The organism is Microbacterium sp. UBA1612 (genome assembly GCF_002321605.1).
Lineage (GTDB): Bacteria > Actinomycetota > Actinomycetes > Actinomycetales > Microbacteriaceae > Microbacterium > Microbacterium luteum.
Genome location: NZ_DCMW01000023.1, coordinates 105,513 through 129,353 on the forward strand (window position 1 = coordinate 105,513; position 23,841 = coordinate 129,353).

Annotated in this window: 21 protein-coding genes; 2 read left to right on the forward strand and 19 right to left on the reverse strand. The window is 62.8% G+C overall.

Features of this window, described 5'->3' with window-relative positions; translation table 11 throughout:
• Positions 1 to 18: 18 nt before the first annotated feature.
• The 9 genes from B3S45_RS10215 to B3S45_RS10255 form a co-directional block, all read right to left on the reverse strand.
• Positions 19 to 948 (reverse strand): ABC transporter permease, encoded by a 930-nt coding sequence (locus tag B3S45_RS10215; protein ID WP_286720406.1) that lies wholly within the window; start codon positions 946 to 948, stop codon positions 19 to 21.
• Complete coding sequence (locus B3S45_RS10220; RefSeq protein WP_286720408.1) at positions 939 to 1,763, reverse strand: ABC transporter permease; 825 nt, start codon at positions 1,761 to 1,763, stop codon at positions 939 to 941. Before B3S45_RS10220 ends, B3S45_RS10215 begins: the two co-directional genes overlap by 10 nt.
• Complete coding sequence (locus B3S45_RS10225) at positions 1,753 to 2,604, reverse strand: ABC transporter ATP-binding protein (RefSeq protein ID WP_286720409.1); 852 nt, start codon at positions 2,602 to 2,604, stop codon at positions 1,753 to 1,755. Before B3S45_RS10225 ends, B3S45_RS10220 begins: the two co-directional genes overlap by 11 nt.
• A gap of 64 nt (positions 2,605 to 2,668) precedes the next feature.
• Positions 2,669 to 4,135 (reverse strand): ABC transporter substrate-binding protein, encoded by a 1,467-nt coding sequence (locus B3S45_RS10230; protein WP_286720411.1) that lies wholly within the window; start codon positions 4,133 to 4,135, stop codon positions 2,669 to 2,671.
• A gap of 466 nt (positions 4,136 to 4,601) precedes the next feature.
• Positions 4,602 to 6,047 carry a xylulokinase gene (locus tag B3S45_RS10235; RefSeq protein ID WP_286720413.1) on the reverse strand — a complete coding sequence of 482 codons (1,446 nt, stop codon included), beginning with the start codon at positions 6,045 to 6,047 and terminating at the stop codon, positions 4,602 to 4,604.
• Positions 6,041 to 6,808, reverse strand: a complete 768-nt coding sequence (locus B3S45_RS10240) for an SDR family NAD(P)-dependent oxidoreductase (protein WP_286720414.1) — start codon at positions 6,806 to 6,808, stop codon at positions 6,041 to 6,043. The genes B3S45_RS10235 and B3S45_RS10240 overlap by 7 nt, the downstream gene beginning before the upstream one ends.
• Positions 6,805 to 7,662 carry an ATP-binding cassette domain-containing protein gene (locus B3S45_RS10245; RefSeq protein ID WP_286720416.1) on the reverse strand — a complete coding sequence of 286 codons (858 nt, stop codon included), beginning with the start codon at positions 7,660 to 7,662 and terminating at the stop codon, positions 6,805 to 6,807. Before B3S45_RS10245 ends, B3S45_RS10240 begins: the two co-directional genes overlap by 4 nt.
• Positions 7,663 to 8,673, reverse strand: a complete 1,011-nt coding sequence (locus tag B3S45_RS10250) for an ABC transporter permease (protein ID WP_286720417.1) — start codon at positions 8,671 to 8,673, stop codon at positions 7,663 to 7,665. It lies immediately after the preceding gene.
• Positions 8,674 to 8,709: 36 nt separating this feature from the next.
• On the reverse strand, positions 8,710 to 9,729 hold the full coding sequence (locus B3S45_RS10255) for a substrate-binding domain-containing protein (RefSeq protein ID WP_286720419.1): 1,020 nt from the start codon (positions 9,727 to 9,729) through the stop codon (positions 8,710 to 8,712).
• A gap of 391 nt (positions 9,730 to 10,120) precedes the next feature.
• Here B3S45_RS10255 and B3S45_RS10260 point away from each other — a divergent pair, with 391 nt between their 5' ends.
• On the forward strand, positions 10,121 to 11,110 hold the full coding sequence (locus B3S45_RS10260) for an ROK family protein (RefSeq protein ID WP_286720421.1): 990 nt from the start codon (positions 10,121 to 10,123) through the stop codon (positions 11,108 to 11,110).
• 31 nt (positions 11,111 to 11,141) lie between these two features.
• On the opposite strand, the gene B3S45_RS10265 is transcribed toward B3S45_RS10260, so the two are convergent.
• Genes B3S45_RS10265 through rfbA form a run of 3 tightly spaced genes read right to left on the reverse strand, consistent with a single transcriptional unit; the run spans position 11,142 to position 14,510 of the window.
• Positions 11,142 to 12,584: a bifunctional dTDP-4-dehydrorhamnose 3,5-epimerase family protein/NAD(P)-dependent oxidoreductase gene (locus B3S45_RS10265; RefSeq protein WP_286720423.1), complete on the reverse strand. Its 1,443-nt coding sequence runs from the start codon at positions 12,582 to 12,584 to the stop codon at positions 11,142 to 11,144.
• A gap of 58 nt (positions 12,585 to 12,642) precedes the next feature.
• Positions 12,643 to 13,641 carry a dTDP-glucose 4,6-dehydratase gene (rfbB, locus tag B3S45_RS10270; RefSeq protein ID WP_286720574.1) on the reverse strand — a complete coding sequence of 333 codons (999 nt, stop codon included), beginning with the start codon at positions 13,639 to 13,641 and terminating at the stop codon, positions 12,643 to 12,645.
• Positions 13,638 to 14,510: a glucose-1-phosphate thymidylyltransferase RfbA gene (gene rfbA, locus B3S45_RS10275; protein WP_286720425.1), complete on the reverse strand. Its 873-nt coding sequence runs from the start codon at positions 14,508 to 14,510 to the stop codon at positions 13,638 to 13,640. Before rfbA ends, rfbB begins: the two co-directional genes overlap by 4 nt.
• A 513-nt stretch (positions 14,511 to 15,023) precedes the next feature.
• Here rfbA and B3S45_RS14670 point away from each other — a divergent pair.
• Complete coding sequence (locus B3S45_RS14670; protein WP_414683087.1) at positions 15,024 to 15,275, forward strand: DapH/DapD/GlmU-related protein; 252 nt, start codon at positions 15,024 to 15,026, stop codon at positions 15,273 to 15,275.
• A 101-nt stretch (positions 15,276 to 15,376) separates the two neighbouring features.
• On the opposite strand, the gene B3S45_RS10280 is transcribed toward B3S45_RS14670, so the two are convergent.
• From B3S45_RS10280 to B3S45_RS14675, 7 genes are all read right to left on the reverse strand, one after another.
• Positions 15,377 to 16,450, reverse strand: a complete 1,074-nt coding sequence (locus tag B3S45_RS10280) for an acyltransferase family protein (protein WP_286720427.1) — start codon at positions 16,448 to 16,450, stop codon at positions 15,377 to 15,379.
• Positions 16,451 to 16,681: 231 nt separating this feature from the next.
• Entirely contained in the window at positions 16,682 to 17,995 is a 1,314-nt protein-coding gene (locus tag B3S45_RS10285; protein WP_286720429.1) for an O-antigen ligase family protein, read from the reverse strand.
• Positions 17,996 to 18,708: 713 nt separating this feature from the next.
• On the reverse strand, positions 18,709 to 19,851 hold the full coding sequence (locus B3S45_RS10290; RefSeq protein WP_286933361.1) for a glycosyltransferase family 4 protein: 1,143 nt from the start codon (positions 19,849 to 19,851) through the stop codon (positions 18,709 to 18,711).
• A complete protein-coding gene (locus tag B3S45_RS10295) occupies positions 19,848 to 20,909 on the reverse strand; it encodes a glycosyltransferase (RefSeq protein WP_286720431.1) in 1,062 nt (353 codons plus the stop codon). Before B3S45_RS10295 ends, B3S45_RS10290 begins: the two co-directional genes overlap by 4 nt.
• Positions 20,906 to 21,805 carry a glycosyltransferase gene (locus B3S45_RS10300; protein WP_286720433.1) on the reverse strand — a complete coding sequence of 300 codons (900 nt, stop codon included), beginning with the start codon at positions 21,803 to 21,805 and terminating at the stop codon, positions 20,906 to 20,908. Before B3S45_RS10300 ends, B3S45_RS10295 begins: the two co-directional genes overlap by 4 nt.
• Positions 21,806 to 21,817: 12 nt before the next feature.
• The gene (locus B3S45_RS10305; RefSeq protein WP_286720435.1) at positions 21,818 to 23,197 is read right to left on the reverse strand and encodes a lipopolysaccharide biosynthesis protein; all 1,380 of its coding nucleotides are present in this window, start codon (positions 23,195 to 23,197) and stop codon (positions 21,818 to 21,820) included.
• On the reverse strand, positions 23,086 to 23,772 hold the full coding sequence (locus tag B3S45_RS14675; RefSeq protein WP_414683088.1) for a Coenzyme F420 hydrogenase/dehydrogenase, beta subunit C-terminal domain: 687 nt from the start codon (positions 23,770 to 23,772) through the stop codon (positions 23,086 to 23,088). The genes B3S45_RS10305 and B3S45_RS14675 overlap by 112 nt, the downstream gene beginning before the upstream one ends.
• Positions 23,773 to 23,841: the final 69 nt, after the last annotated feature.

Below are 23,841 nucleotides of genomic sequence, written 5' to 3' on the forward strand. Positions count from 1 at the left end.
CGCCTCCTCCTCAGCAGATTACTCCGCCCAGCGTGTGAGCTTCCCGAAGAGCCAGGAGGCGAGGCCGTAGGTGGCCGCCGCGCAGGCAAGTACCCAGATGCCGACCAGTGCGAGGACCCCCGTATTGGCGAATTGCTGCGACTGGTTGACGATATTGCCGAGTCCTGTCGTCTGGCCGAGGAACTCGGAGGCGATCACCATGCTCCACCCGAGCCCGAGTGAGAGCATGACGCCGCCGCGGATCCCGGGGAGAGCCGCGGGGCAGATGGCGAGGAGGTAGGCGCGGACCGGGCCGGCGCCGAGTGACCGTGCATACTCCGCATAGGTTCCGGGAACCTGATCGAGGGCGGTTTCGGCGGTGACGAACACGATCGGGAAGACCGCGAGTGACACGAACACGATCGAGCCGGTCTCGCTGTGGCCGAACCAGAGGCTGAAGAGCGGGATCACTGCGATGAGAGGGATCATCCGGGCGGCGTGCGCGGGCAAGCGGAGGATGGCGCGCACCGTGCGAGACCACCCTGTCGCCACGGCGACGATGACCGCGAGAAGGATACCGATCCCAAGGCCCGCGGCGAGGCGGCGCAGTGATGCGAGAGTGTTGTCGAGCAGGGCGAGGGTGGCGCCGGCGTAGGTCATCTCGCCGCCCTGGTTGGTGGCGTCGATTCCGAGACCGCCACGCCAGTAGTTCGCGAGATCGAGATACGCCGCGAAGATATCGGCAATGTTGGGGACGACGTTCTCTCCGGAGACCGGGCTCACTCCTCGAGCGAAGGAGATCACGTGCCAGACCGCGATCAGCATGATCGCCGATGTGACACTGGCTCCGATGTAGAGCGATCGTCGGGAAGCGCCGGCGCGGTGTGCCGGTCGCGCGGCGGGTGGTGCCGTGCGGTGGGTGCCGGACGTGTCGGCGAGGACCGTTGTTCCCATGTCGTTCAAGCCCATCTCGTGATTGCGCGCCCGAGCAGAAGCACGATGGCATCCACGATCAAGGCGATGACGGTGATGCAGAGAATCGTGGCGAAGATCGAATCGACCGCGCCGGTGTTGGCTGTCAGACGGATGAGCTGCCCGATCCCGGCTGAACCTCCGAGGAGTTCAGCGACAGCCTGCCAACCCCATCCTGCGGCGAGCGAGAGTCGAACTGCGCCGACGAGCTGTGGCACGACCGCCGGCAGAGTGACGCTGGAGAGGATGCGCAGGGGAGTCGCGCCCAGTGACCGTGCATAGTCGGCGTAGACCCGTCCGACGGTCATCGCGGCGCTCTGGGCGGTGATGGCGGTGGTCACGAAGGCGGAGAGGATCACCAGCCCGGATTGGGCGAACCGATCGGTGCCGAACCAGATCATGAGGAAGGGGAGGATGACGACGAGCGGGATGGTCCCCAGTACCAGGACGATGGGTTCGAGCACAGCACGCGCCAGGCGCGCGTAGGCCATGACGATCCCCACGAGCACACCGGCGAGGGAGCCGATCGCGACTCCGACGACGACATTGACGGTTGTGTAGACGAGCGCGTCTGCGAGACCGGACTCCGCGAACGTGAAGTACGCGATCGCGGGAATCTGCTGCCAGTCCCGCGGGATGGCGATCAGGGTGTCCAGCGGCGAGGGGACCTGACTCGACCTCATCGTCAGTGCGGCGACCTGCCAGAGGACAAAGACGAGCGCGATGCCGATGAGAGGGAGCCCGACCGTTCCGATGTACTTGCGGACACGCAGGGCAATGGAGCCGTCGCTGCTTATCCGCTCACTTGTCACGGGAAGCACCGCCGCCGTGCACGAGTGCGGTTTCGAGGTGATGCATGACATCGACACGAATCGCATTCACGTCGTCCCCGACGAGCGTTTCCGGGGTGCGTGGGTAGGGCTTGTCCAAGCGGCGGTCGACAACAATCTGACCTTTCACGACGACGACGATGCGTGTGGCCATCGCGAGGGCTTCATCGAGGTCGTGTGTGACGCAGAAGACGGTGTTGCCTGACCGCTGCCAGAGGTCGTACAGCACGGAGTAGAGCACCTTGCGCCGCGCGTAGTCGAGTCCCGTGAACGGCTCGTCCATGAGGAGGACATCGGGTTCGTTGGCAAAGACGGCTGCGATGGCTGCCCTGCGGCGCATACCTCCTGACAGCTGTTTCGGCCATGCATCGGCATAGCTGGAGAGGCCAACCAGATCGAGTAGTCGATCGGAGATGCGACGCCGTTCGGCAGGAGGAAAGCCACGAGCCCGCAAACCGAACTCCACGTTGGCGCGCACCTTCATCCAGTTGAACAGGGTGTCTTTCTGAAACAGCACTCCACGGTCGCTGCCGGGACCGGTGACGGCCGAGCCGTGCGCGCGCACGTCACCGCTATCCGCCTGCAGGAAACCCGCCACGAGGTTGAGGAGGGTGGACTTGCCGTGACCTGACGGCCCGATGACCGCGATGAATTCACCCGGAGCCACGCTCAGCGACACTCCGTTCGCCGCGGAGATCGTCTCACCGTTCTCGAGCGTGAACGCTTTGTATACGTCGCGGAGCTCGATGGCGGGTAGCGCGCTGGACGCGGCGTCCGGGGTGTTGCCTGCCGCGGAGCCGTCGGCCTGGCCAATGTATGTCATGTGAGTCTCTTTCGATCACGGACCACGTCGGGCCCCTGCGGTCGCGCAGGGACCCGACGGCCGGTCACTCGGCTGCGGCCAGAATGCGGTAGGCGTCGAGGTAGTTGCGGTTCGATGCCTGAGCGGCAGCAGCCGCGAGTGTTCCGTCATCGGCCGAGGAGTCGGCGGCCAGATCTTCGTAGTCGTCCTTGAGCTCGACCATCAGGTCGTACAGCTGCTGCGCGACGACGAAGTCTTCGACGACGACGCCGTCACTGAGAACCCCGGAAGCCTGTGCGGCGGCGATCTGGGCATCGTAGATCGCCGAGAGACCGAGCGGGTTCTCGGGATCGTTGAAGAATTCCTCCGCGGCGTCGAAGCTGATCAGCTGATAGAAGTCCTGGAACAGCACAGCCGATTCCTCGACGGTCAGCTCATATCCGGTGGCGGCGTTGAGATACGGCAGTGAGATCGCCAGGGCCTGGTCAGGCTCGGTCTCGATGTAGTCGATGATGCGCCAGTAGACCGACATGAACCGAAGAATGGTCTCGAGGTTCTCGTCGAGATATTCGTCGGTCACAGAAAGCCCGACGTGTCCGATCCCCAGTGCGGTGAAGTCACTACCCGTGGGGAGGTTGTTGGCCATCTGCTCGAACCCGAAGACGGGCTCGAAGCCCATGTCCAAGAGTTGAATGGACTGAGCAGCACCTGACACCAACGTGTAGTCAACGCCCTCGCCCTGAGCCAGCTGCACGATCTGCGTGTCGTCGAGCGACTCGAGCGAGCCGAAGCTCTCGACGGAACCGCCGCCGATCTGAAGCATGCCGTCGAGGAGATTACGCGCGCTCGCGACATCAGCCGATAGCGCAACCGTCGCCCCATCCATGTCGGCGATGACCGCCGCCGTGGCGTCCTCGAAAGACATTCCCTCATCGACATACTCTTCGACCGATGTGGCGTCTCGGTCGGGAGCGGCGAGCACATAGTTGCCGATGAACGAGTTGAGGACCTGCACCATCTGGATCTCGGGCTGTTCCTCATAGCGCTGGACCATCGTCGGGATGTAATCCACCACGACGTCGAGTTCACCCGACAGGAGGAGGCCGGGTGTCACATCGGTCAGCTGGGTCTGCCCTTCCTCGGGCGAGAGTGTGATGCCCACGTCTCCGAAGAAGCCCTCTTCGATACCGATGTAGCCGATGGTCGTGTCGCCGTATGGCCACATGGAGAAGGGAACGGTAGCGTCGGGGATCTCCCCTCCGGCTGATGGCACGAAGTCCGAGAACAACTCTTCGGACTCCGTCACCTCGGGTGCGGAGCTTGCGGCGCTGGCGCATCCAGCGAGTGTCAGGCTCGCTGCGATGAGTGCAACGCCGACGACCCGGCGCGACCGCCCTCGGGCAGCAAGACTACGGAGTAGCTCGGACTTCGCGTTGGACATCGATCTCCTCGTTTCGGGGATGCAGCCCCGACGAGGTGAGAAAATCGTAGGCCGGGGTTGCTGTGGGGAGCAGGGCGTGAGTGAATGCTCGGTGCTGAGCGCGACGATCACCAAATCGCCGACCGCCCTCGGGGCAACTGTTAACACGGCTGCAACGCACAACCGCCGCCCGAAATGGTGGCGCAAAGAAATCGGCATTGGCGTAACAGGAAGGCAAAGCGCGGCTTCCTCGTCCCTGAGACCGTATGGCCGCCCGAAGAGCGGTTGCGGAGTAGAGAAAAAGTCCAGATGAAAGGCTGTAACGTCGTCAAAAGCCTGAGGTGCTGCAGCACACTTTTCGCCTGGAGGGCCGCTGCACGCCGAAGCGATGTCGAAGGCTCCACCTCGGCAGTGGCGTATTCCTGCCGGGGCTCGGCTCAGAGCGGCGCAAGAGATTCTCAGAACGCGAGGTGCCTAGGCTAACCGCGGTGATGCAGATTGCGTCATCGGCTGATCCGTTTGGCTGCTCGGCGGACGGTTCCATGTCTTCGCCCACCTCAGCCGTTCACCAACGTGTCGACAAGTGCAGCAGGCCGCGCTATGAGACCCCCGCGAGCAGCCTGCTGTAGGTAGTGAAGGCGCGATTTCGCTCCGAGGCGGCGTGCATGGCCGCCGGATCCGGAGCCGTGAGCTCCTCGTCGTGCTCGAGTCCCGCTGCGTCGGGCCACCAGCCGGCGGCTTCGGCAGCGAGGACCGCTGCGCCGTATGCGCTCCCGCGGTCGGCATAGCGAACCTCGCGTCCGAAAGTGTTCGCGATGATCTGGCGCCACGATTGCGACCTCGCGCCCCCTCCGCCGATGTGAACGGTGGATGCGCCCGTGCCGTCGACGCCATCCGCGAGCCGGCGGAGTTCGAATGCGACGCCCTCCATCACGGAGTACGCCAGGTCGTCTCGTGAGTGGCGCGCGTCCAGACCGATGAAGGATCCGGGGGCGCCCCCGCCTCCGTCGCGGTGTCCCTGCAGGTAAGGAAGGAAGATGGGCAGGTCGTCGAACGCCGCCGGGTCTGGGGCGAGGTCGGGGAGAGAGGTACGCGTGACTTCCGAGAACCACTGGAGTGCCAGACCCGCTGCGTGCGTGGAATCGAGGGTGAGCCAGAGGTCGTCGTAGGAGTGTCGAAAAGCGCCGAGGCGCGGCTCGGCCGAGGCGGAGAAAGCGACACCGGAGGTTCCGAGGGAGAGTCCGAGCCGGCCTGGTTCGGTGACGCCCAACGCGACCGCCTGTGTCGCTTGATCACCCCCACCGCCGATCACGGGCGTGCCGGTCAGACGCCGCAGGGGGTCATCGTCAGGGAAGCGGTCGAACGCTCCGACCTGTCCGGTCACCGCGTGCGACGACACGATGCGGGGGAGGAGGTCGTGAGACAGCGTCAAGCGTTCGAGCACCGCATCCGCCCAGTGACCTGACCGGGTGTCCATGAACCCAGTGCCGGATGCGTCTGAGTACTCGGTGGCGACACCGGCGCCCAGGCGCCGTCGTATCTCGTCCTTCGGGTTGAGAATGACGCGTACACGATCGAACAGGTGGCGACGATTGTCGCGGAGCCAGAGGGTGTGTGCGACGGTGAACGCCGGCATCGCGGGATTCCCCGTGATCTCGGCGAAGGCTGGCTCGCGCTCTTCGATCGTTCGGCACTCGAGGGTCGAGCGCTTGTCCGACCACAGCACGGCAGGGTGCACGGGCTCACCGGATTCATCGAGAAAGACGCTCGTGTGCATCTGGCCCGTGAGTGAGATGGTGGTGGTCTCAGGTCCAGGTGACTCGCCCGCAGCGACGAGCGCCTCGACGAGCTCGCGGGTGGATGCGAGCGCTGCTTCCCACCACGCGTCGGGGTCTTGCACGGCCGCCCCCTCGAAGGGGGTGGCCGTGGCGTAGGGCGCCGACGTGCGCGAGACCGTCGATCCTGACTCCGTGATCGCGACCGCCTTCACCGCGCTCGTTCCCACGTCGATGCCGATGGCGATTCGCCCGGCATGACTCACCACAGGGTGTACCCGCCATCGACCACGATGATCGAACCGGTCATGAAGCTCGTCGCGTCGCTCGCCAGGTAGAGCGCGGTGGGAGCGATCTCGTCGACGGATCCGTAGCGCTGCATCGGAACCTCGTCACGCCAGTAGTGCCGGTAGTCCTCGTACTCGGTCGACGCGATCTCTGTGCGCACGTACCCCGGGGCGATCGCGTTCACGCGGACTCCGCTCGTCGCCCATTCCGCGGCGAGCGACCTCGTCAGGTGGTGAACGGCCGCCTTCGAGATCCCATAGGGCGAGTGCCACTGCGGCCGGTTGATGATCATTCCCGACATGGACCCGACGTTGACGATCGATCCGGTTCCGTTCGCGGTCATGGTGCGCCCGAAGATCTGGCACGCTTTCCACACGGCGTCGAGGTTGGTGTCGAACAGGCGACGCCACTCGGCGTCGTCGAGCTCCAGAGCATCCGCGTGAAATCCGATGCCGGCGTTGTTGACGAGAACGTCGACCCTTCCGAAGCGCTCGATCACATCGTCATGCAGGTGCTGCAGCGAATCGCGCTGAGCGACGTCGGTGCGGATCGCGACGGCCTTGCCACCCGCGGCTTCGATCTGTGCAACCGCCTCCGCGGACTTCGCCTCGTCGCGGGCGGCGATCACCACCTGTGCTCCGGCTTCGGCGAATCCGTTGCAGATGCCTCGGCCGATGCCGCGGTTGCCGCCGGTGACGACGGCGACGCGACCGTCGAGGGAGAACTTGTCAAAGATGGTCATTGTTCGTGTGCTCCTTCGGGGGTGGGGTCGGGGGCGAGGGCGGAAGCCACTTCCGAACCGGGAGTCGCTCCGGTCATGACCGCGACGACATCCGCCATGGAGGTCACCTTCGGGTCGACCACGGCCTCGCGGCGCCCGAGTCGGTGGATGTGGATGCGGTCGGCGACCTCGAAGACGTCAGGCATGCTGTGGCTGATGAGAACGACGGGAAGGCCGCGCTCCTTGACCCGGCGGATCAGGTCGAGAACTTGGCCGGTCTCGCGTACGCCGAGGGCCGCTGTCGGCTCATCCATGATCACGACGTTCGTCGCCCACGCCGCGGCGCGCGCGACCGCGACTGCTTGCCGCTGTCCGCCGGACAGGGTCTCCACGCGCTGACGAATCGACTGGATGCGGATGCCGAGGTCTGCCATGTGCTGCGCGGCCTCCTTGCGCATGCGCGCCTTGTCCAGATTGCGGAAGAGCGCTCCATCGAGCGAGGTGCGGCGCAGCTCTCGACCGAGGAAGAGGTTTGCCGCGATGTCGAGTTCCGGTGCGACGCCCAATTCCTGGTAGACCGTCTCTATCCCTGCGAGGCGGGCTTCGAGAGGGGATTTGAAGGAGACGCGCTTCCCGTTGAGGAGGATCTCCCCTTGGTCGGGAACGAGTGCCCCCGTGAGCGCCTTGATCAGGCTCGACTTGCCGGCGCCGTTGTCTCCGACGACGGCGAGCACTTCGTCTTCCGCCAGGTCGAAGTCGGCGCCTCCGATCGCGGTGACGTGTCCGAATCGCTTCTGCAGTCCCCGTGCCTGCAGGACGGGAGCGGATGCGGGTGAGGACTCCGTGCGGGGAGTCGGGGCAGCGTTGGTGTTCATTCAGCGCTCCTTCCGTCGCACGAATTGATCGACGAGAACTGCCACGATCACGAGTGCCCCTGTGGCGATCTGCTGGTAGAGCGAGTCGATCCCCGCTTGCGTGAGGCCGTTCTGGAGCACCACGACGATGAGCGTTCCGATGAGCGTGCCGATGACGCCGCCGCGCCCACCGAACAGGCTGGTGCCGCCGATCACGACGGCGGTGATGCTGTCGAGGTTTCCCATCTGGTAGGCGCTGGGATCGGCGATCGGCGTGCGGCCGAGCGTCTGCCACGCCGCGAGGGCGTAGACGAGGCCGGCCACGACATACACGGAGAACAGCACCCGGTTCACCTTGACGCCATTCAGGCGGGCTGCGTTCGGGGCATCACCCACCGCGTAAACGTGGGTTCCCCAGCGGGTGCGGGTCAATGCATAGGCCATCGTCGCCGTGAGCACCAGCCAGAGCACGACGCCCCAGGTGATCGTGAAGCCGCCGATGGTGGTTCCCTGCCCGAGCGCGGTCAGGAGGCCGCGCTCGATGGAGACACTCTGCGAGTTCGTCAGGAGCCGGGCCGTCGCCGTCAGGATGGTCAACATCCCGAGCGTCACGATGAACGGCGGCAGCTTCCATCGGGAGACGATCCAACCGTTGAGAGCTCCGGCGCCGGCGCAGACGAGCACGCCGACGCCGAGGCCGAGCAACGGGTCGACGCTTGCGGCGACTTCGGCGATCATGACCGTGCCGAGCACCATGATCGATGCGTTCGCCAGGTCGATGCCCGCGGTGAGGATGATGAGCGTCTGCCCGATCGCGAGCGTGCCGATCACCACCGACTGCTGCAGCATCAGGGAGAAGTTGGCGGCGGTGAAGAATCGGTCGGTGGTGAGCGAGAAGATGACGATCGCCACGAGCAGTGCCAGCAGCGGGCCGGCGATCTGCACCGACATCAGGTCGCGCCATCGGGCGCTCGATGCCGGTCTCTCGACGGACGGGATGGTGGCGGTGACCCCGGGGCCTGGTTCGCTCACGGTCGCGCTTCTCCGATCTCTATGTGTTCAGCAGGCTCACTCGCCCCAGCAGTTCTCGAGTCCCCAGGCCGAGTCCTCCGACTCCACGCCCTCCACCGGGTCGTCGGTGATGAGAGTTGTGCCGGAGTCGATGACGCCGCTCGGCTTCTCGCCGGTCTCGACGAAATCGATGATCGCCTCCACGGCGAGTTCGCCCATACGGCTGGGGAACTGCATCACGGTGGCGCCGATCTCGCCGTCCTGCACACTCCGCACACCGGCGCAGCTGCCGTCGATCGAGGTGACCAGCACCTGGTCCTCTTTGCCCGCGTTGCTGATTGCGATGTACGCGCCCTGAGCGGCCGGCTCGTTGATCGTGTAGATCGCGTTGATGTCGGGGTGCGCGGAGAGCAGGTTCTCCATGGCCGTTTGCCCGGTTTCGACATTCGACTCGGTGAGGGCGGTGCCGACGATCTCGGGCGAATCGTCGGTCAGGCCGAATCCCTCGAGGAAGCCGTCGTGCCGGGCGCCGGCGGTCTTGTCGGAGAGGTCGTAGTCGAGCATGGCGACCTGCGGTTCGGCGTCACCGAGCGAGGCCTTCGCCCACTCGCCCATCAGAGCGCCGCCGGCGAGGTTGTCGGTCTCGAACGACGCGTCGGCAGCGTCGGCAGGTTCAAGGGAGGTGTTCACGGTGACGACGAGGATGCCCGCGTCTCGTGCGCGCTGCACGATGTCGACGAGCGCGCTGGCGTTTGCGGGGTCGAGAACGATTCCCTTCACGCCTTGGGCGATCATGTTCTCGATGGCGGCGACCTGTGTCGCGGAATCGCCGGCAGACTGCGACTCCGCTGTCATAACGTCGAGACCGGCTTCCTCGGCGGCGGCGACGGCGGACTGCTGCAGATTCGCGAAGAAGGGATTGGCGAGCTGCTGCTCGACGATGCCGATGGTGAACGATTCGTCGGATGATGACGAGCCGGGGTCTGCGCTCGAGCAGCCGGCGATGACGAGGCCGGTCGTCGCGGCCAGTGCTGCGATGGCGAGAGCGCGACCTGAGCGGTGCGTGGCAAGCTTCATTGCTTTCTCCTATCCGGGTGTGTGCCGGCGCGCTCTGCGCGTCTTCGTCGGCAGTGAGCACCACGGTGCCCCCTTTTTAGTGATCTGTCAAGCATTGAAGAGTTAAATTAGGTAAAACAAAGAACGTAAATATAATGAGGTTGTGCCTGAAAAAAGCTCGGCCTCGACGACGTGGCCCGTCGCGACAGGATCGCGTGCCTGGGTGCCCGGTCAGGGCCCCGGAGTCGTTCTCACCGAGATCATCCGCCAAGGCGTGGCTTCGCGCCCAGCTCTCGAATCTGCGACCGGGCTGTCGCGGCCAACCATCAGTGACCGGGTTCGCCTGCTCATTGACGCGGGGTTCGTCACGGAGTCGACGCAGACGCGATCCTCGCGCGGGCGCCCCGCGGGGGTGCTGGAACTGCGGGCGGACGCGCGGGTCATCCTCTGCGTGGATATCGGCGAAGAACGCGCTCGCGTCGCCGTCGCAGACCTCAAGGCTCGGATCCTGGTCGACTCGGTGATCGACGTGCGGATAGCGGCGGGACCGCGGGCGGTTCTCGACGCGATAGCCGAGACGGCGCGCTCTCTCCTGGATGCGGAAGCGGTCGGGGGAGCCATACTCGGCGGAATCGGCGTAGGGCTGCCGGCGCCCGTCGACTACGCCACGGGCAAGACCATCGGATGGTCGATCATGGCCGGGTGGGACGGGTACGGGGTTCGAGAGCATCTCGCCGCTGAGTTTCGGGTGCCGGTCGTCGTCGACAATGACGTCAATCTGTTGGTCATGGCGGAGCACCGGCTGTGCTGGGCAGAGCAGTCCCATCTCTTCTTCTTGAAGACGGGTACGGGCATCGGCAGCGGACTGATCGTCGACGGCTCGGTCAATCGTGGACGGTTGGGGGCGGCCGGCGATATCGGTCATACGCACGTGCCCGGGCATGGTGATCCACAGTGCCGCTGCGGCAACCGCGGCTGTCTTGAGGCGGTAGCGGGCGGGTGGGCGCTCGCTCGCGAGTTGCGCCTCCGCGGCGAGCCCTACGAGCAGACGCATGACGCGCGCGGTGTTGTGGCAGCGGTTGCGCGCGGCGATGCCCCTGCGATGCAACTGATCAGAGACGCGGGGCGGACGCTCGGCGAGTCCGTCGCCTTCGCGACGAGTTTGCTGAACCCGGCCGTGATCGTGATCGGTGGCGAGCTCGCGAAGGCGGGAGACGCGCTGATGGCAGGTGTTCGCGAGGTCGTGTATCAACGATCACTGCCCCTGGCGACGAAGCACCTCGTGATCTCGTTGACCCGGCTCGACGAAACCGCGGGGGTCGTCGGAGCGGCCCTGGTCGTTGCCGAGCAGTTGCTACGCCCCGACCGAATCGACGAGGTCGTGCGCCAGACCGTGAACTGATCAGATCGGCCGCCCTCGAGAACCGGTGTGGCTAGTGAGGGGTGACCGTCGTGTTCTGCCTGAGTGACTCGAGGTACCGCGGCAACTCGTTGGCGGCGTCAGTCGGCACGAATCCTGAGCCTGCGATCTTTTCCAAGGAGAGCACGCTGTTCGTTGGGCGAGGAGCGATCGGCGTCGTCGCTTTCGCGAAGTAGTCGGCGGTCGAGGTCGGTGACACTCGCTCCCGGTCATGCCCGCCCAACTCGTATACGCTTCGTGCGATCTCGTACCAGGTCATCGGCTCGCCACCGTTGGTGAGGTTATAGACGCCGTGCTCTGGTCGAACCTCGAGCAGGTGCTGGGTGGCTTCGGCGATGGTGGTCGTGAGGGTGAGCCGCCCAGTCTGATCGCTCACGACCGACGGATCAACTTCGCGTTCGGCGAGGTTGGCCATGGTGCGGATGAAGTTGTTGCCGTCTCCGATGACCCAGCTGGTGCGGATGATGTAGTGGCGGGGGACCGTTCGGACGATGGCGTCGCCCGCGGCTTTGGTCTGTCCGTACACGCCGAGCGGTGAGACGGGGTCGGTTTCGCTGTATTCGCCCTGCTTGGTGCCATCGAAGACGTAGTCGCTGGAGATATGGACGAGCGTGATGCCGTTTTCGGTGGCGATTCTGGCGAGTTCCGTCACGGCGGTGGCGTTGATGGTCCACGCGGCGGTACGGCCCTCGAAGGTTTCGGCGTTGTCGACGGCGGTGTAAGCGGCGGCGTTGATGATCGTTTCGTAGTCCCGCCACCGCCGCGCTTCTGGGAGCGCTACGGGGTTGGCGAGGTCGATCTCGGCTCGGGTCGCGAACTCGACATCGGCCCGGCCGCCCCACAGGTCACGCAGTGCGCGGCCGACCTGCCCGTTCGCGCCCAGCACGAGCGTCTTTCGCGGCGGGATCGGGGTGACCTCACCCAGCTGGGGGTGGTTCTTGTCTTTCTCGCTGAGCTCGGCCTGGTCGAGGGGGATGGGCCAGTCGATTCCGATGGTTTCGTCGGCGAGGTTGAGGAAGGCGTATTCGGCGGTGGGGGACCAGTGGTCGTTGACGAGGTAGGTGTAGGCGGTGTCGGGTTCGAGGGTCTGATACGAGTTCCCGACTCCGCGGGGCACGAAGATCGCTTTCGACGGGTCGAGTTCGGTGGTGAACACGGTCCCGTAGGTGGGGCCTTCGCGCAGGTCGACCCAGGCGCCGAAGATGCGGCCGGTCGCGACGGAGACGAACTTGTCCCAGGGTTCGGCGTGGATGCCGCGGGTGGTGCCGACCTTGTCGTTGAAGGAGATGTTGTTCTGCACCGGCCCGAAATCCGGAAGCCCGGCTTCGGTCATCTTCTCCCGCTGCCAGTTCTCCTTGAACCACCCCCGCGAATCCCCGTGGACGGGCAGGTCGAACACCACCAGCCCCGGGATGGGGGTCTCGGTGCGGGCGAGGGCTTTACCAAACTGCGTCATGGAGTCCTTCGGGCCGGAGCCGGTCGTTGAGCGAGCGAAGCGAGACGAAACGTGGCCGCTACTGCCCCCGGGTGGCGTAGAACGCTTCAACACCGTCTTTCGCGGGTGCCCACCACGCTTCGTTCTCCCGGTACCAGTCGATGGTCGCCGCCAACCCCGCTTCGAAGTCGCCGTATTGCGGGGTCCAGCCGAGTTCTGTGCGCAGGCGTGTGGAGTCGATCGCGTAGCGCAGGTCGTGCCCGGCCCGGTCGGTGACGTGATCGTACGCGTCAGGTGCCTGTCCCATGAGGGTGAGGATGAGCTCGACGACGGTCTTGTTGTTCTTCTCCCCGTCCGCCCCGATCAAATAGGTTTGCCCCATCTCACCCTTGTCGAGGATGGTGAGCACGGCGGAGGAGTGGTCGTCGGCGTGGATCCAGTCCCGCACGTTCTCACCCTTCCCGTAGAGCTTGGGGCGGATGCCGCGGATCACGTTCGTGATCTGCCGGGGGATGAACTTCTCCACATGCTGAAACGGCCCGTAGTTGTTCGAACAGTTGCTGATGGTGGCCTGGACCCCGAAGGAGCGCACCCACGCCCGCACCAACAAGTCACTCCCCGCCTTGGTGCTGCTATACGGGGAGGAGGGGTTGTACGGGGTGGTTTCGGTGAACCGTTCCGGGTCGTCCAGTTCCAGATCCCCGTAGACCTCGTCGGTGGAGATGTGATGGAACCGCACCCCATGCTTCCGGGCGGCTTCCAGCAGCGTATAGGTGCCGATGATGTTGGTGTCCAGGAACGGGCGCGGGTTATCCAGACTGTTGTCGTTGTGCGACTCCGCCGCGTAATGCACCACCGCATCCACCCCGGCGAACAACTCATCCACCAGGCCGGCGTCGGTGATGTCACCCTTCACAAACCGGAACCGATCCTCCGGCAACCCGTTCAGCGACGCGAGGTTCCCGGCGTAGGTGAGCGCGTCCAACACCGTCACCTCATGGTAGGTGTGGGCCAGGACGTGGTGGACGAAGTTGGAACCGATGAACCCGGCACCCCCGGTGACCAGCAACCGCATCAGCGATCCCCCCGCTCCAACAACCCCAGCAAATAGGATCCATACCCTGACTTGACAAGCTTTGCCGCGCGTTCCGCGAGTTCGTCATCGCTCAGGAAGCCGCGACGCCACGCGACCTCCTCCGGCGCACCGATCTTCATGCTGGTGCGCCGCTCAATCGTGCGGACATACTCCGCCGCATCCAGCATGTCGTCAAACGTCCCTGTGTCCAACCACGCCGTCCCTCGCGGCAATACCTCCACCTGTAGCTTCCCCGCATTCAGGTAGGCCCGGTTCACGTCCGTGATCTCCAACTCACCCCGCGCCGACGGCTGAAGGTTCCGGGCGATCTCCACCACGTCGTTGTCGTAGAAGTACAGCCCCGGGATTGCGAAGTTCGACCGCGGGACAGTGGGCTTCTCCTCAAGGCTCACCGCCCGGCCGGTGTCATCGAACTCCACCACCCCATAAGCCGACGGCTCCGCCACCCAATACGCGAACACCGCCCCACCATCGATGTCGGCGAACCGGGACAACTGTGACCCCAACCCCGGCCCGTACAACAGGTTGTCACCAAGCACCAGCGCGACGGTGTCGTCGCCGATGAAGTCCGCACCGATCGTGAACGCCTGCGCCAACCCATCCGGCGACGGCTGCACCGCTAACGAAATCGACACCCCAAACTGCGACCCATCACCGAGCAGCCGCTCGAACGACGCCGCATCATGCGGCGTCGTGATCACCAGAACCTCGTCGATCCCGGCCAGCATCAGCGTCGACAACGGATAGTAGACCATCGGCTTGTCGTAGACAGGCACGAGTTGCTTCGACACCCCCAACGTCACCGGATGCAACCGCGTCCCCGAACCACCCGCGAGAATGATGCCCTTCACGACTCCCCTTCTTGTTCTTGCTCAGCTGTGATGCCTGTATCGGTTGCTGGGACGATCTGCCCACCGAGTTCGCGGCGATCGCATGTCTAGACCTATCAGATGTGTGTTGCGCTGACGTGTCAGATCTAGGGCGTCCAACTCTGATGTCGTTACAGTGGCCAGGAGTGTCAGTTGACGGCTATCGACGACGACATACTTCTCATGGCCGAACGGTTCTCACTTCTGACCCGCGCACACAGTATGGTGAGCGGGATGTCTGTACTGAACACAATTTGGCCGGGGCTCGGACGAGACTTACTCAACGGGATCATCGGTAGCGCAGTTTTCCCCCGGCCGCTGCGATGGCGCGTACTCCGTGCACTCGGCATGAGTGTCGAGTCGGCGAACATCTCCCCGTCGGTGTGGTTCGGCAGCTTTAGTCGAGTCACAATCGGGGGCGGTACGTTTATCAACTATGGGTGCATGCTAAACACCTCGGCGCCGATTCGAATAGGGAAAGACTGCGATGTCGGAATGCGGGTTACGTTCGTCACCAGCTCGCATGAGATCGGTTCCGCACATCGACGCGCGGGGACTGCGACTGCCAAGCCCATTGAGGTGGGGAACGGTGTGTGGATCGGCGCGGTTTCGACCATTCTCCCAGGCGTGACCATCGGTGAGGGTGCGATCATCGCGGCCGGCGCCGTTGTGAGTCGTGATTGCGAGGCGCACTCGCTCTACGCTGGCGTCCCGGCTCGCAAAGTTCGAGAGCTTCCCTCGGTTTGACTGATTGACCAAAGCATGTTCTCTTCCGAGCTACTGACTTAGGTAGGGGGCGAACTGAGACCGATGCAAGCGCCCGAGATACGATTTGGGGCGACTCGCGGTCACGCGCCTCGAGTCTCTTGTCGCTCTGCCTTCAGCCAGTCGGGCGACAGCGTCCACCGGAAGGGGCTTGCAAGTATCACTCTGCCGAGGAGCAGCGACACCCAGGCCAGTAGGGCGGCGAGAATCGGTGGGATTATCGCACCATAAAGTTGTGGATCAGCCGAGATGATGCTGCTGAAGCCGGTCAACTTGACCAGTCCGCTGAGGGCGGATATGGCAAATATGTGGAATATGTAAACCGGCAGAGTCAGTTTGCCTACGCCTTCGATCCAATTGACCACCGCGTTTCTACCCGGTAGATGAGGCAATGCGGTTGCTACAGCAACGAGCCCGATCGCTGCCAATAGGGGGCGAGTCCAAGCGATAGCATCAGTCCAAACGTAGGCCAGCGCGACAGCTAAATACAGCATTGCTAGCGTCGCCGCGAGCGGACCTGTGGAATGGTTCATTATCGTCTGCCACCATTTTTGGCCGTGAATCCCGATGAAGAACCATACAAAGTTTGCCGACATCTGACCAAACATGAGTGGGTCTGCGGGCCGCTCAAGAAGTGGGCGAAAAAAGGCATCGATAGTGGGCGCCGCAAACGCAAGAGCTGTCAGTGGAAGCGTTAGCCAAACGCTGTGGGCCCCGAGAAGTCTCTCCACCGACCACGCCAAAACGAAGAAGAACGCAAGGGCCCAGATGTACCAGAATGAAGTTGGGAGGACTAGAGCGAGGATGAAGCTAGGCCACGACGGGTGTTCATCGAATCCAGGTATCGGAACCCATAAGCGCAGCAAGAAAAGTGCGGTCCAGAACGCATAGATGTAGTAAAAGCCTATGGTTCGCGCCTTCGATTCTTTAAGTGGTCGGCGGACTGCGCTGGCAGCCAGGTAACCGGAGATGAAGAAAAATAGCGGCATTCTAATCGGTGCCATTGCTTCAGAGAACAACCACCATACGGCAGGGGAGCCCCCGTTGAACTCGTTCTCGATCCATAGCGACACGTGTAGTAGAACCACGAGTAGAATTGACGATCCCCTTCCAAAGTCAATCCATCGCTTATGGTCCCGTCGAGACACCTCTGTCATACCGGCTCCCTTGAGTCGTGCACCTTGTTGCCTGCAGTTCGGAGTCTGCTGAAACCAGCATCCAGTGGCATCTTCGATACACCCGCACCCGCGTTGTCGAATGAAGTGCTTCGGCTTGTCGTAGATCGGCACGGGAGGACTTCACTTCGCCAATTTGCCCCCGCGAGCGTCGCACGTCGTGCGGCTTTAGCGGCGCTCCGCAAGTAGTAGGCTCCGTCATTTTGGCTACGTCTATTTCGCGCGAGCGCCAATGCTTACTCGCTTCGTACTGTGGCGAGCCGGTATAGCGCGAATGTCGAAGTCTCGGCTTGTGCTCGCGGTCGTAGCTCCCAGTAGCATGGCGAGTGCGACGGGGAGGCCGGTCCATGAACTGAGCGCCAGAAACACCCCTGACAGCACGATCGACAGTGACGCTATTCCGAACGGCTCGAGGAAGCGCCTCCGCCCTGCGAGCCACAGTAGAAGTGCTCCGAAGAAGGCCAAGCCAAGCCAACCCCATTTGAACACTAGCAGCGCAGGTTCCGAGTCGACCGTTAGGGCTAGATCCTTGATACCGAAGGCGCTCGGCACAATGTATGTGTGCTCGGGCAGTCCACCTAGTCCCCACCCTAGGGGCATCTCGCGCAATGAGAGGAGAAGGTACTGGTAGAGGACGACCCGATACTGCGAGCTTGCCTCTGTGCCGTCGGAGCTGCTGAGGACGGTATCGCTCGGCGCTACCGAGAACGCCCATGCGACGACGGCCGCAATCGAGATTATTACTAGTGGGAATGAAACAAGCGCACCGGCCTTCCCGCTAGAGAGCCTTTCGCCGCGGCGTGACCATAGCGCTAGCGCGAGCGACACGATGAACACGACAACCGCTCCGCGGCTGTCGGTGGCGAAGATGCCCCCGAACAGCACAACGACGGCCACTACGCGCAGAGACGGGCGAGCAATAAGGGTGACGGCAAGAGGTGTGGCCGCCACTAGAAGGGCGGCAAGGACTAGAGGGTGCTCGGAAGCAAGTATTGCCCGTTGGGCACCGTCTCGCACGAGGCTCCGCGCAATGTCAGGGCGGGGAAGTAGCATCTCACCTAGTGCTGCTTCCACCATGGCGAAACTCCCCATCGTCAGCGACCAGAATAGATACGAGCGCTTGAGCGATGCGCCGTTACCGGTTCTGACGAGGGTGTAGCCGAGCGTTGCCGAGACCGGTAGGAGGACCAGGTAACGAAACAAGGCATCGCCCTCGCTCGGCTCGATGCCAGCCACGGGGGATCCGATTATCCATAGCGAGGTTGCCGCGAGCGAGTACCCGCCCAATACTCGCGCGAACCTTATGTCGACCGCTTCTGGACCCACGTTCTTGCGCAGGATCGCGAGTATCCCGTAGCCCAGGGCTAGCGCGAGCACGTACCGCAATGGCATCGTGGACTTCAGTACGCCCGCGAAGAAGACTGACGCTATCGCAACGTTCGCGAATATCGCGGGGGCGTGTCGACTGGCGCCGGCAATAGCGAGAATCACTATTCCAAATACCAAGGTGGCAAGCGACGCGATCACAAGAAAACCCTCAAGTCGTTCGATCGTTTAGGGTGGCCAGCGAATTCATCGATCAAGTCTGATCTGGCTAAACTGAGCGCGCGCATCGATCGGATCAAGGTTCCACGGTTCTTGTGCCAACAGGCGCCGCCTTGTGTCCTCGTTCAAGCGATACCTGGCATGGCGCGCTGGGTTCCCCACCACAATCGAGAAGTCTTCCACGTCGCGTGTAACTACTGAGCCCGCTCCTACCACTGCGCCAACTCCAATTCGCTTCACGTTCGGCAGGATTGTCACATTGGCTCCGATCCAGCTGTCGTGCTCGATCGAGATCCTTCCTCTCTCTACATCATGCTCGATCGAGGCTAGCCCTAGGGTGGGGTTGTACCAGTATGGGTGAAGGGAAGGAGCATTGAGAGGATGCGAGGCGCCGAACCTTCGCACATTCGGTCCAATCGACACATAACGACCAATCTGCGTTCCAGTATCCGCTAGACCAGGCGTCAGCAAGCTTCCGTAGCTGTAGGCGCCAACGTCCACGCCATGTACTTCGCGGAGCAGGGAGCGCAGAGTGATGCTCGACATTTGCCCGCCCTCGAGACGAGTTATCAGCGCGAGGACCCGGAGGGACCGAGTGCGCCGATACACAACTGAAAGGGCGGCCGCAGCTTGTGAAATTTGCATTCGGGGCCGCCGTAATTGAGCGGCGGTGGAACTACCGGCAAGGTTAGCGCTCATCGACCCTCCCGAGCGGCCTCTGAGTAGGCCTTCTCGTACGCAACTCCGCAGCGATGCGCCGAGAATTCCTTCCCGCGCTCTTGAGCGCGGAGCCCAATCTCGCTCCATTGGGCACGAGCTTCGATCACTCTGAGCAACGTGTCGGCCATGTCGCTAGCGTCCCCCATTTCCGCGAGGTAGCCGTCCTCCCCATCTGTTATGACCTCGATGGGCCCTCCCGCACGGGTGGCAACGACAGGCCTCCCCAGAAGCATCGCCTCGATCACGACCTTTCCGAACGGTTCGGGTCGTTTCGACGGGACCACTGCTATGTCTGCAGCCGTGAATGCGCGCCAAGCACTCTCGATGTGACCCGTCAATATCACCTGATCGCGGAGCCCATGCCTCTCGATCGAGGTCTCAATCTCCGATCTCCAATCGTGATCGCCGGGGAATACGTCTCCAACTATCGCAACTTGAGAGCGGACACCGCGATCTCGGAGGGTCGCGATCGACTCGACGAGAATGTCCTGGCCCTTCCATGCATTGAGTCGCCCCACGCATGCGATCTTTGTGACCCCATCAATTTCGATGAATGGCCATTCGAACTTGCCGGGCGATGACGCCGGAATCGACGTACCTGAATGGATCACCCTTGCGCGCAACCGGAGACGCTTTGGGAGGCAGTCACGGACATAACTACTTGCGCACGCAACGGTTCGGGCACCCGCAAAACTGACTATGTGGGCCAGACCCCTGCCTAGCCATGTGCTCGAGAGATCCTCATGAATTGACCACACAACCTTCTTCCGTCGCGTTGCCCGCGTCAAGCTGTAAGCCGCAAGATTCGTTGAGCAGACGACGTGAATGACGGATGCTCCGCGCACGACTGCGAGCTTGCGAAACGAGCGCATCGCCCGCGCGATGTACATGAGTTCCGGTATCGGCCGGGATCGAAGCAATGCGCGACGAAGGCTCGGGACTTCCGCGTACACGACGTCAACATTCATGTTGCGCAGCTTCTCAGATAGGGGTCCGTCACCGGGCAGCACCACGCTGACATCCCATCCCTCCCGAGACGCCTCTTGAGCTGCGAAAATCGTTACCTGGCTCGACCCGTATAGATCGATCGATTGCGAGACGATTGCTACCTTTTTCAACGAGCGAGCCTCTCGATGATGCCGGCAACCGTGGTCGCCTGGTGCTCGGGTTGGAAAACGCGAAGGCTGTCGTTATGAGCGTCGGCAGTGAGCGACGATCCTTCTTCGATTAGGGGCCAACGCAGCAAGAGACTTGCGATCTCGGGAGAAAAGCCGTCAACAACGTGGTCGTCAACGATGGCTGGAACACCCCACAGAAGTGACTCGATCGCCTTGACCTTCACGCCGCCGCCGCGCCGCACGGGTACAAGACTCACGTCGATCGCGCCATAGAAATCGGCCAAGTCCTCGACCTCTCCCAAGACAGTCACGTCTGCGGGCCAAGATAAGTCAGTGCAGCCGAAGCCGGCCACGACGACGGAGACTCCCATGCTACGGAGACGTGGTAGCCAAGACTTTGTGAGCACCGTGGCGGCGTCTTGGTTGGGCCAATAGTGGAAGTTTGCGATGAAGCCGGCGGTTGCTCCACGCAGCTTCCTGACGCTGCGAGTGCCAGATCGTGGTGTGGTCATGACGGCTGTCGGGAGCCAGGACGCGTCAGAATCACCTTGGAAGTCGGCGTAGTCGCCATAACCCGCGTAGGTCGTCGCAACGGACGCGTGTGCGACTTCGCGGTGTACTCTCGCGAGAGCTCTGGCCTGAGCCAAGGAGGTCTGGCGCGCGAGCCCGGAGCGATAGCTTGCCTCAAGCTTCGCCATTCTGTACCAGCTGTCCCAAAAATCCGTCCACACGCGTACGTGTGACATGCGCGAGAGCTCCCGCGAAATGAACGGCAGCGCTGAAATTACGAGGTCGGAGTCTCGGGCTTGGTCTTGCAGGCGGTCCGGCAACGTTGTCCCGCGAGGAGCGCTGAAAGGGAGCGGAAAGAAGTGGCGCTTAAACTCACCGAGACGTGCAGTCGCCCCGGTGGCACGCTCTCCGGTGCGGCGCTGAGGTATGTCGTAGAAGCACACTTCGTGGCCAAGAGACTCGAGGATCTGGCCGAGTGATTTCTTCCGCACGCCTCCACCGTGCAGCTTTCCCGAAGGGTTCTCCCAGGATACGAAGGTGATCCTCACGCGTTCCTCCCAACTATTTCGACATCTCGACATGCAGGTCTCAATCCTGCTATCAGGCCGCGAATACGTTTTTTTTGTCGTTCCTTAGCGCCCACTGGTTTTCCGATCGTCCCGACGACCAACCGAACGATTAGCTCGAGCACGAAGAGCGTGCGCGCCCAATGATGACCTTGCCGCGCTAGTAGCCACTGAAGGTTTCGGGCTGCGAGGTACTGGTCAAGGTTCCCGCCCGGGGCCTGTGACGCACGCGCCGTTTGAATGCATCTGACCCGCTTTCCGAGAATGCTACGTACCCTCCAACCCAGGTCAACGTCCTCGAAGTAGAGAAAGTAGGACTCTTCCAGTCCGCCCAACAGCTTGAAGTCGTCCGATCGAATCATGAAACAAGCTCCATCCAGCCAGTCAGCTTCGAGAGTGCTCTCAGCAGTCGACACGAGAGTCTTTCGGTTGGCCGGGCGGAAGAACGGCGCAGGTTGGAGACCGCCAGTTGACCACACTGAGCCGTCACGTGAATCATCGAGCTGCGGACCGACCAAGCCAGTGGTGGGCGTGGCGTGTAGGTGGCTTACCAGTGTGGCGATTGTCCCGTCGGCCACCGTTACGTCATGTGTGACCACGAGGAGATAGTCGACTTTGTCCTGCAGACATGCGGCTCCCGCGTTGACAGCGGCGCCATAGCCTGGGTTGTCTAGATCAATCCAGTTCTCCTCGGGAACGATTTTTCTTGGGTTAGTCAACAGTTCAGCACTTCCACCGTTGTTCACAACGACAAGATCTTGCGGCCGTATCTTGTGCCGTTCGATGAGGTTGACCATCATCCCCTCTAGGTCCGCTTCGCGGAAGTAGTGGACTACAACAGCGCCAACGCCCCGCTCGTCGCCCGATTTGCTAGTCACCCTTTAAGCCTCCTAATCACCTTCTAGTCCTCCCTTGAAGTGTGCGACTAGGCCTCGAAAGCTGACGTTCAGAAGGCTTCTTCCGGCAAGCGCAAAGGAGTAGGCGAGTGCACCCGCCGCGAGCACGATTCCCGCGGCGAAGATTCCGAGAGAAATGTTGCTGATAGTGCCCAGTGCGCTTCCCATGACCAACGCAGAGAGGGAGATGGCTGTCAGGGGCCAGAGCGACTGTCTGCCTGACGATGTGAACTGAATCACGGGTGCGATTACTGCTAGTCCAAGCGTCGCCGCGCACGCAGCAGGTATGTAGGCGCGCGCCGATACGAAGTCCTGCCCGAGGAACCACGGAAGAAAGAAGTATGCAGTAGGCGCGCCAGCGATGACCAGTACGACAGCGAGCATAGTGCAGGTCTGCTGTAGCAACCGCAGCCGATCGACAGGCGAGACGGCGGGGCTTTTAGCGTAAGACCGCTGAATGATGGTGAGGACGATGGCGTATGCGACCTGCGGTATGAGCGCGGCGGCCGAGTAGAGGCCAACCTGTCGCGTGGAGCCGCCGCTCAAAGAAACCGCCGTGTCGGTCTTGAGTACTAGTGCGTCGATCACCTGCGATGCCCATGAGCGTGAGGCTCGGTCAAACATGCGCCGCCCACGATATTCCGGGTCTGACTTCATCTGTAGTTTACGATCACGATATCGGTCAAGTTGGGGCGCGAGAAGCCTGCGCAGTGCGAAAGTAAGAAGGGCGACTTGGACGACGATCCCGGCCGCGTTGGAGTAGATCGCGACGGTGACATTTAGCGTGCCCATCAAGAACGCCGCGACCACGACTATCAGGGTGATAGCAGCGCCAGACAGGTTGACAGCGCCGACGGTGGCTGGTCGATCTATCGCCACAAGCACATTTGCATCAACGCTTCTCAACGAGGCCATTGCGCTGAGTGTCATGAGGACTAGCGTGGCGATGGTCGCGGAGAAGTCGAATCGGAGGACGAGCGCCGCTGTGACACCTACGCCTAGAGAGACGGGAATTGCCAAAAGCGAAGCCTTCAATGCGCTCTCGCGCCAGAACGTGATCGAGAAGCGATCCGTACCCACACTGTGTCGCGCCAGCCATCCGAATCCAAAGCCAGCCGCGATTATCACAACGCCGGAGATGAGCATGATGATCGTCACCTCACCGCGCCCCCCGGGGCCGAGGCTACGCGCGGTCATCGGCGCGGTCAGAAGTCCCGACAGCATCGGCGCGAGGTTGCCCATCAGATGGATGGCTTGACGTTTCAAATCGAAACGCGCCTCTCGCGACGTGCCCGCCGGAACGCTCCGACGAATTGACGGATCGATAGTATCGGCCGCCGCGCCAACCATCTCCAGCGTGGGACGCCTCTCCATGACGGGACGGAGTGTCCGCCGAGTCGATATCCCAGGCCTCGGGCTGCTCCTACTTCGCGACGGGTTCGCTGAGAGGGCTGAACATTTCCAAGCGACTGAATGTCGGCTGGCCTGGCGGAGATTGCGTCGAGTGCAAGCGCTTCCTGGACGATTTGCTCACCCACCGGGGTGCGGGAGACGAGCAGGCTGCGACCTTCGCTCTCCGTGAATAGGGGGTAACCGCGCTCGTCCGTCTCCCAGCTGTCCGCCGCGACGATGTCGGCTTGTGAGCCCATTCCGTCCTGGCAGAGTTTGCACCTCGTGTGCAGGTGCTTGTTCAAGATCTGGCCCCAGGACTTCTCGTACGGCATCGATCGTTCTTCACCACCGCGAAGCTGCACAGAGAACTTACCCGGCCACCCGTTGCCGCGATACCGCAGAGACTCAAGCTCGCGTCCATCGACGTCGAGACGGGAAAGTACCTCCCGAGTGCCTTTCCAGCTCGGAGTTCCTGCGCAGAAGAAGCTGAGGTAGACGACGACGGTCGGGTAGCCGTCCTCTGAATGAGAAGTCAGGAAGCGGCGCAGTCCCGCGATATCACACGGCTTCCCGACGACCGCTATCCGCGCGCCCGTGCCGAGATCACCGAGGTGCTGGAATGGGGT

Bases quoted from the DNA above. Each gene is read 5' to 3' on its own strand.
- B3S45_RS10215 (WP_286720406.1), bottom strand. From the start codon at position 948: ATGGGCTTGAACGACATGGGAACAACGGTCCTCGCCGACACGTCCGGC.
- B3S45_RS10225 (WP_286720409.1), bottom strand. From the start codon at position 2,604: ATGACATACATTGGCCAGGCCGACGGCTCCGCGGCAGGCAACACCCCG.
- B3S45_RS10240 (WP_286720414.1), bottom strand. From the start codon at position 6,808: ATGACCATCTTTGACAAGTTCTCCCTCGACGGTCGCGTCGCCGTCGTC.
- B3S45_RS10245 (WP_286720416.1), bottom strand. From the start codon at position 7,662: ATGAACACCAACGCTGCCCCGACTCCCCGCACGGAGTCCTCACCCGCA.
- B3S45_RS10255 (WP_286720419.1), bottom strand. From the start codon at position 9,729: ATGAAGCTTGCCACGCACCGCTCAGGTCGCGCTCTCGCCATCGCAGCA.
- B3S45_RS10265 (WP_286720423.1), bottom strand. From the start codon at position 12,584: ATGACGCAGTTTGGTAAAGCCCTCGCCCGCACCGAGACCCCCATCCCG.
- B3S45_RS14670 (WP_414683087.1), top strand. From the start codon at position 15,024: ATGCGGGTTACGTTCGTCACCAGCTCGCATGAGATCGGTTCCGCACAT.
- B3S45_RS10280 (WP_286720427.1), bottom strand. From the start codon at position 16,450: ATGACAGAGGTGTCTCGACGGGACCATAAGCGATGGATTGACTTTGGA.
- B3S45_RS10305 (WP_286720435.1), bottom strand. From the start codon at position 23,197: ATGGAGAGGCGTCCCACGCTGGAGATGGTTGGCGCGGCGGCCGATACT.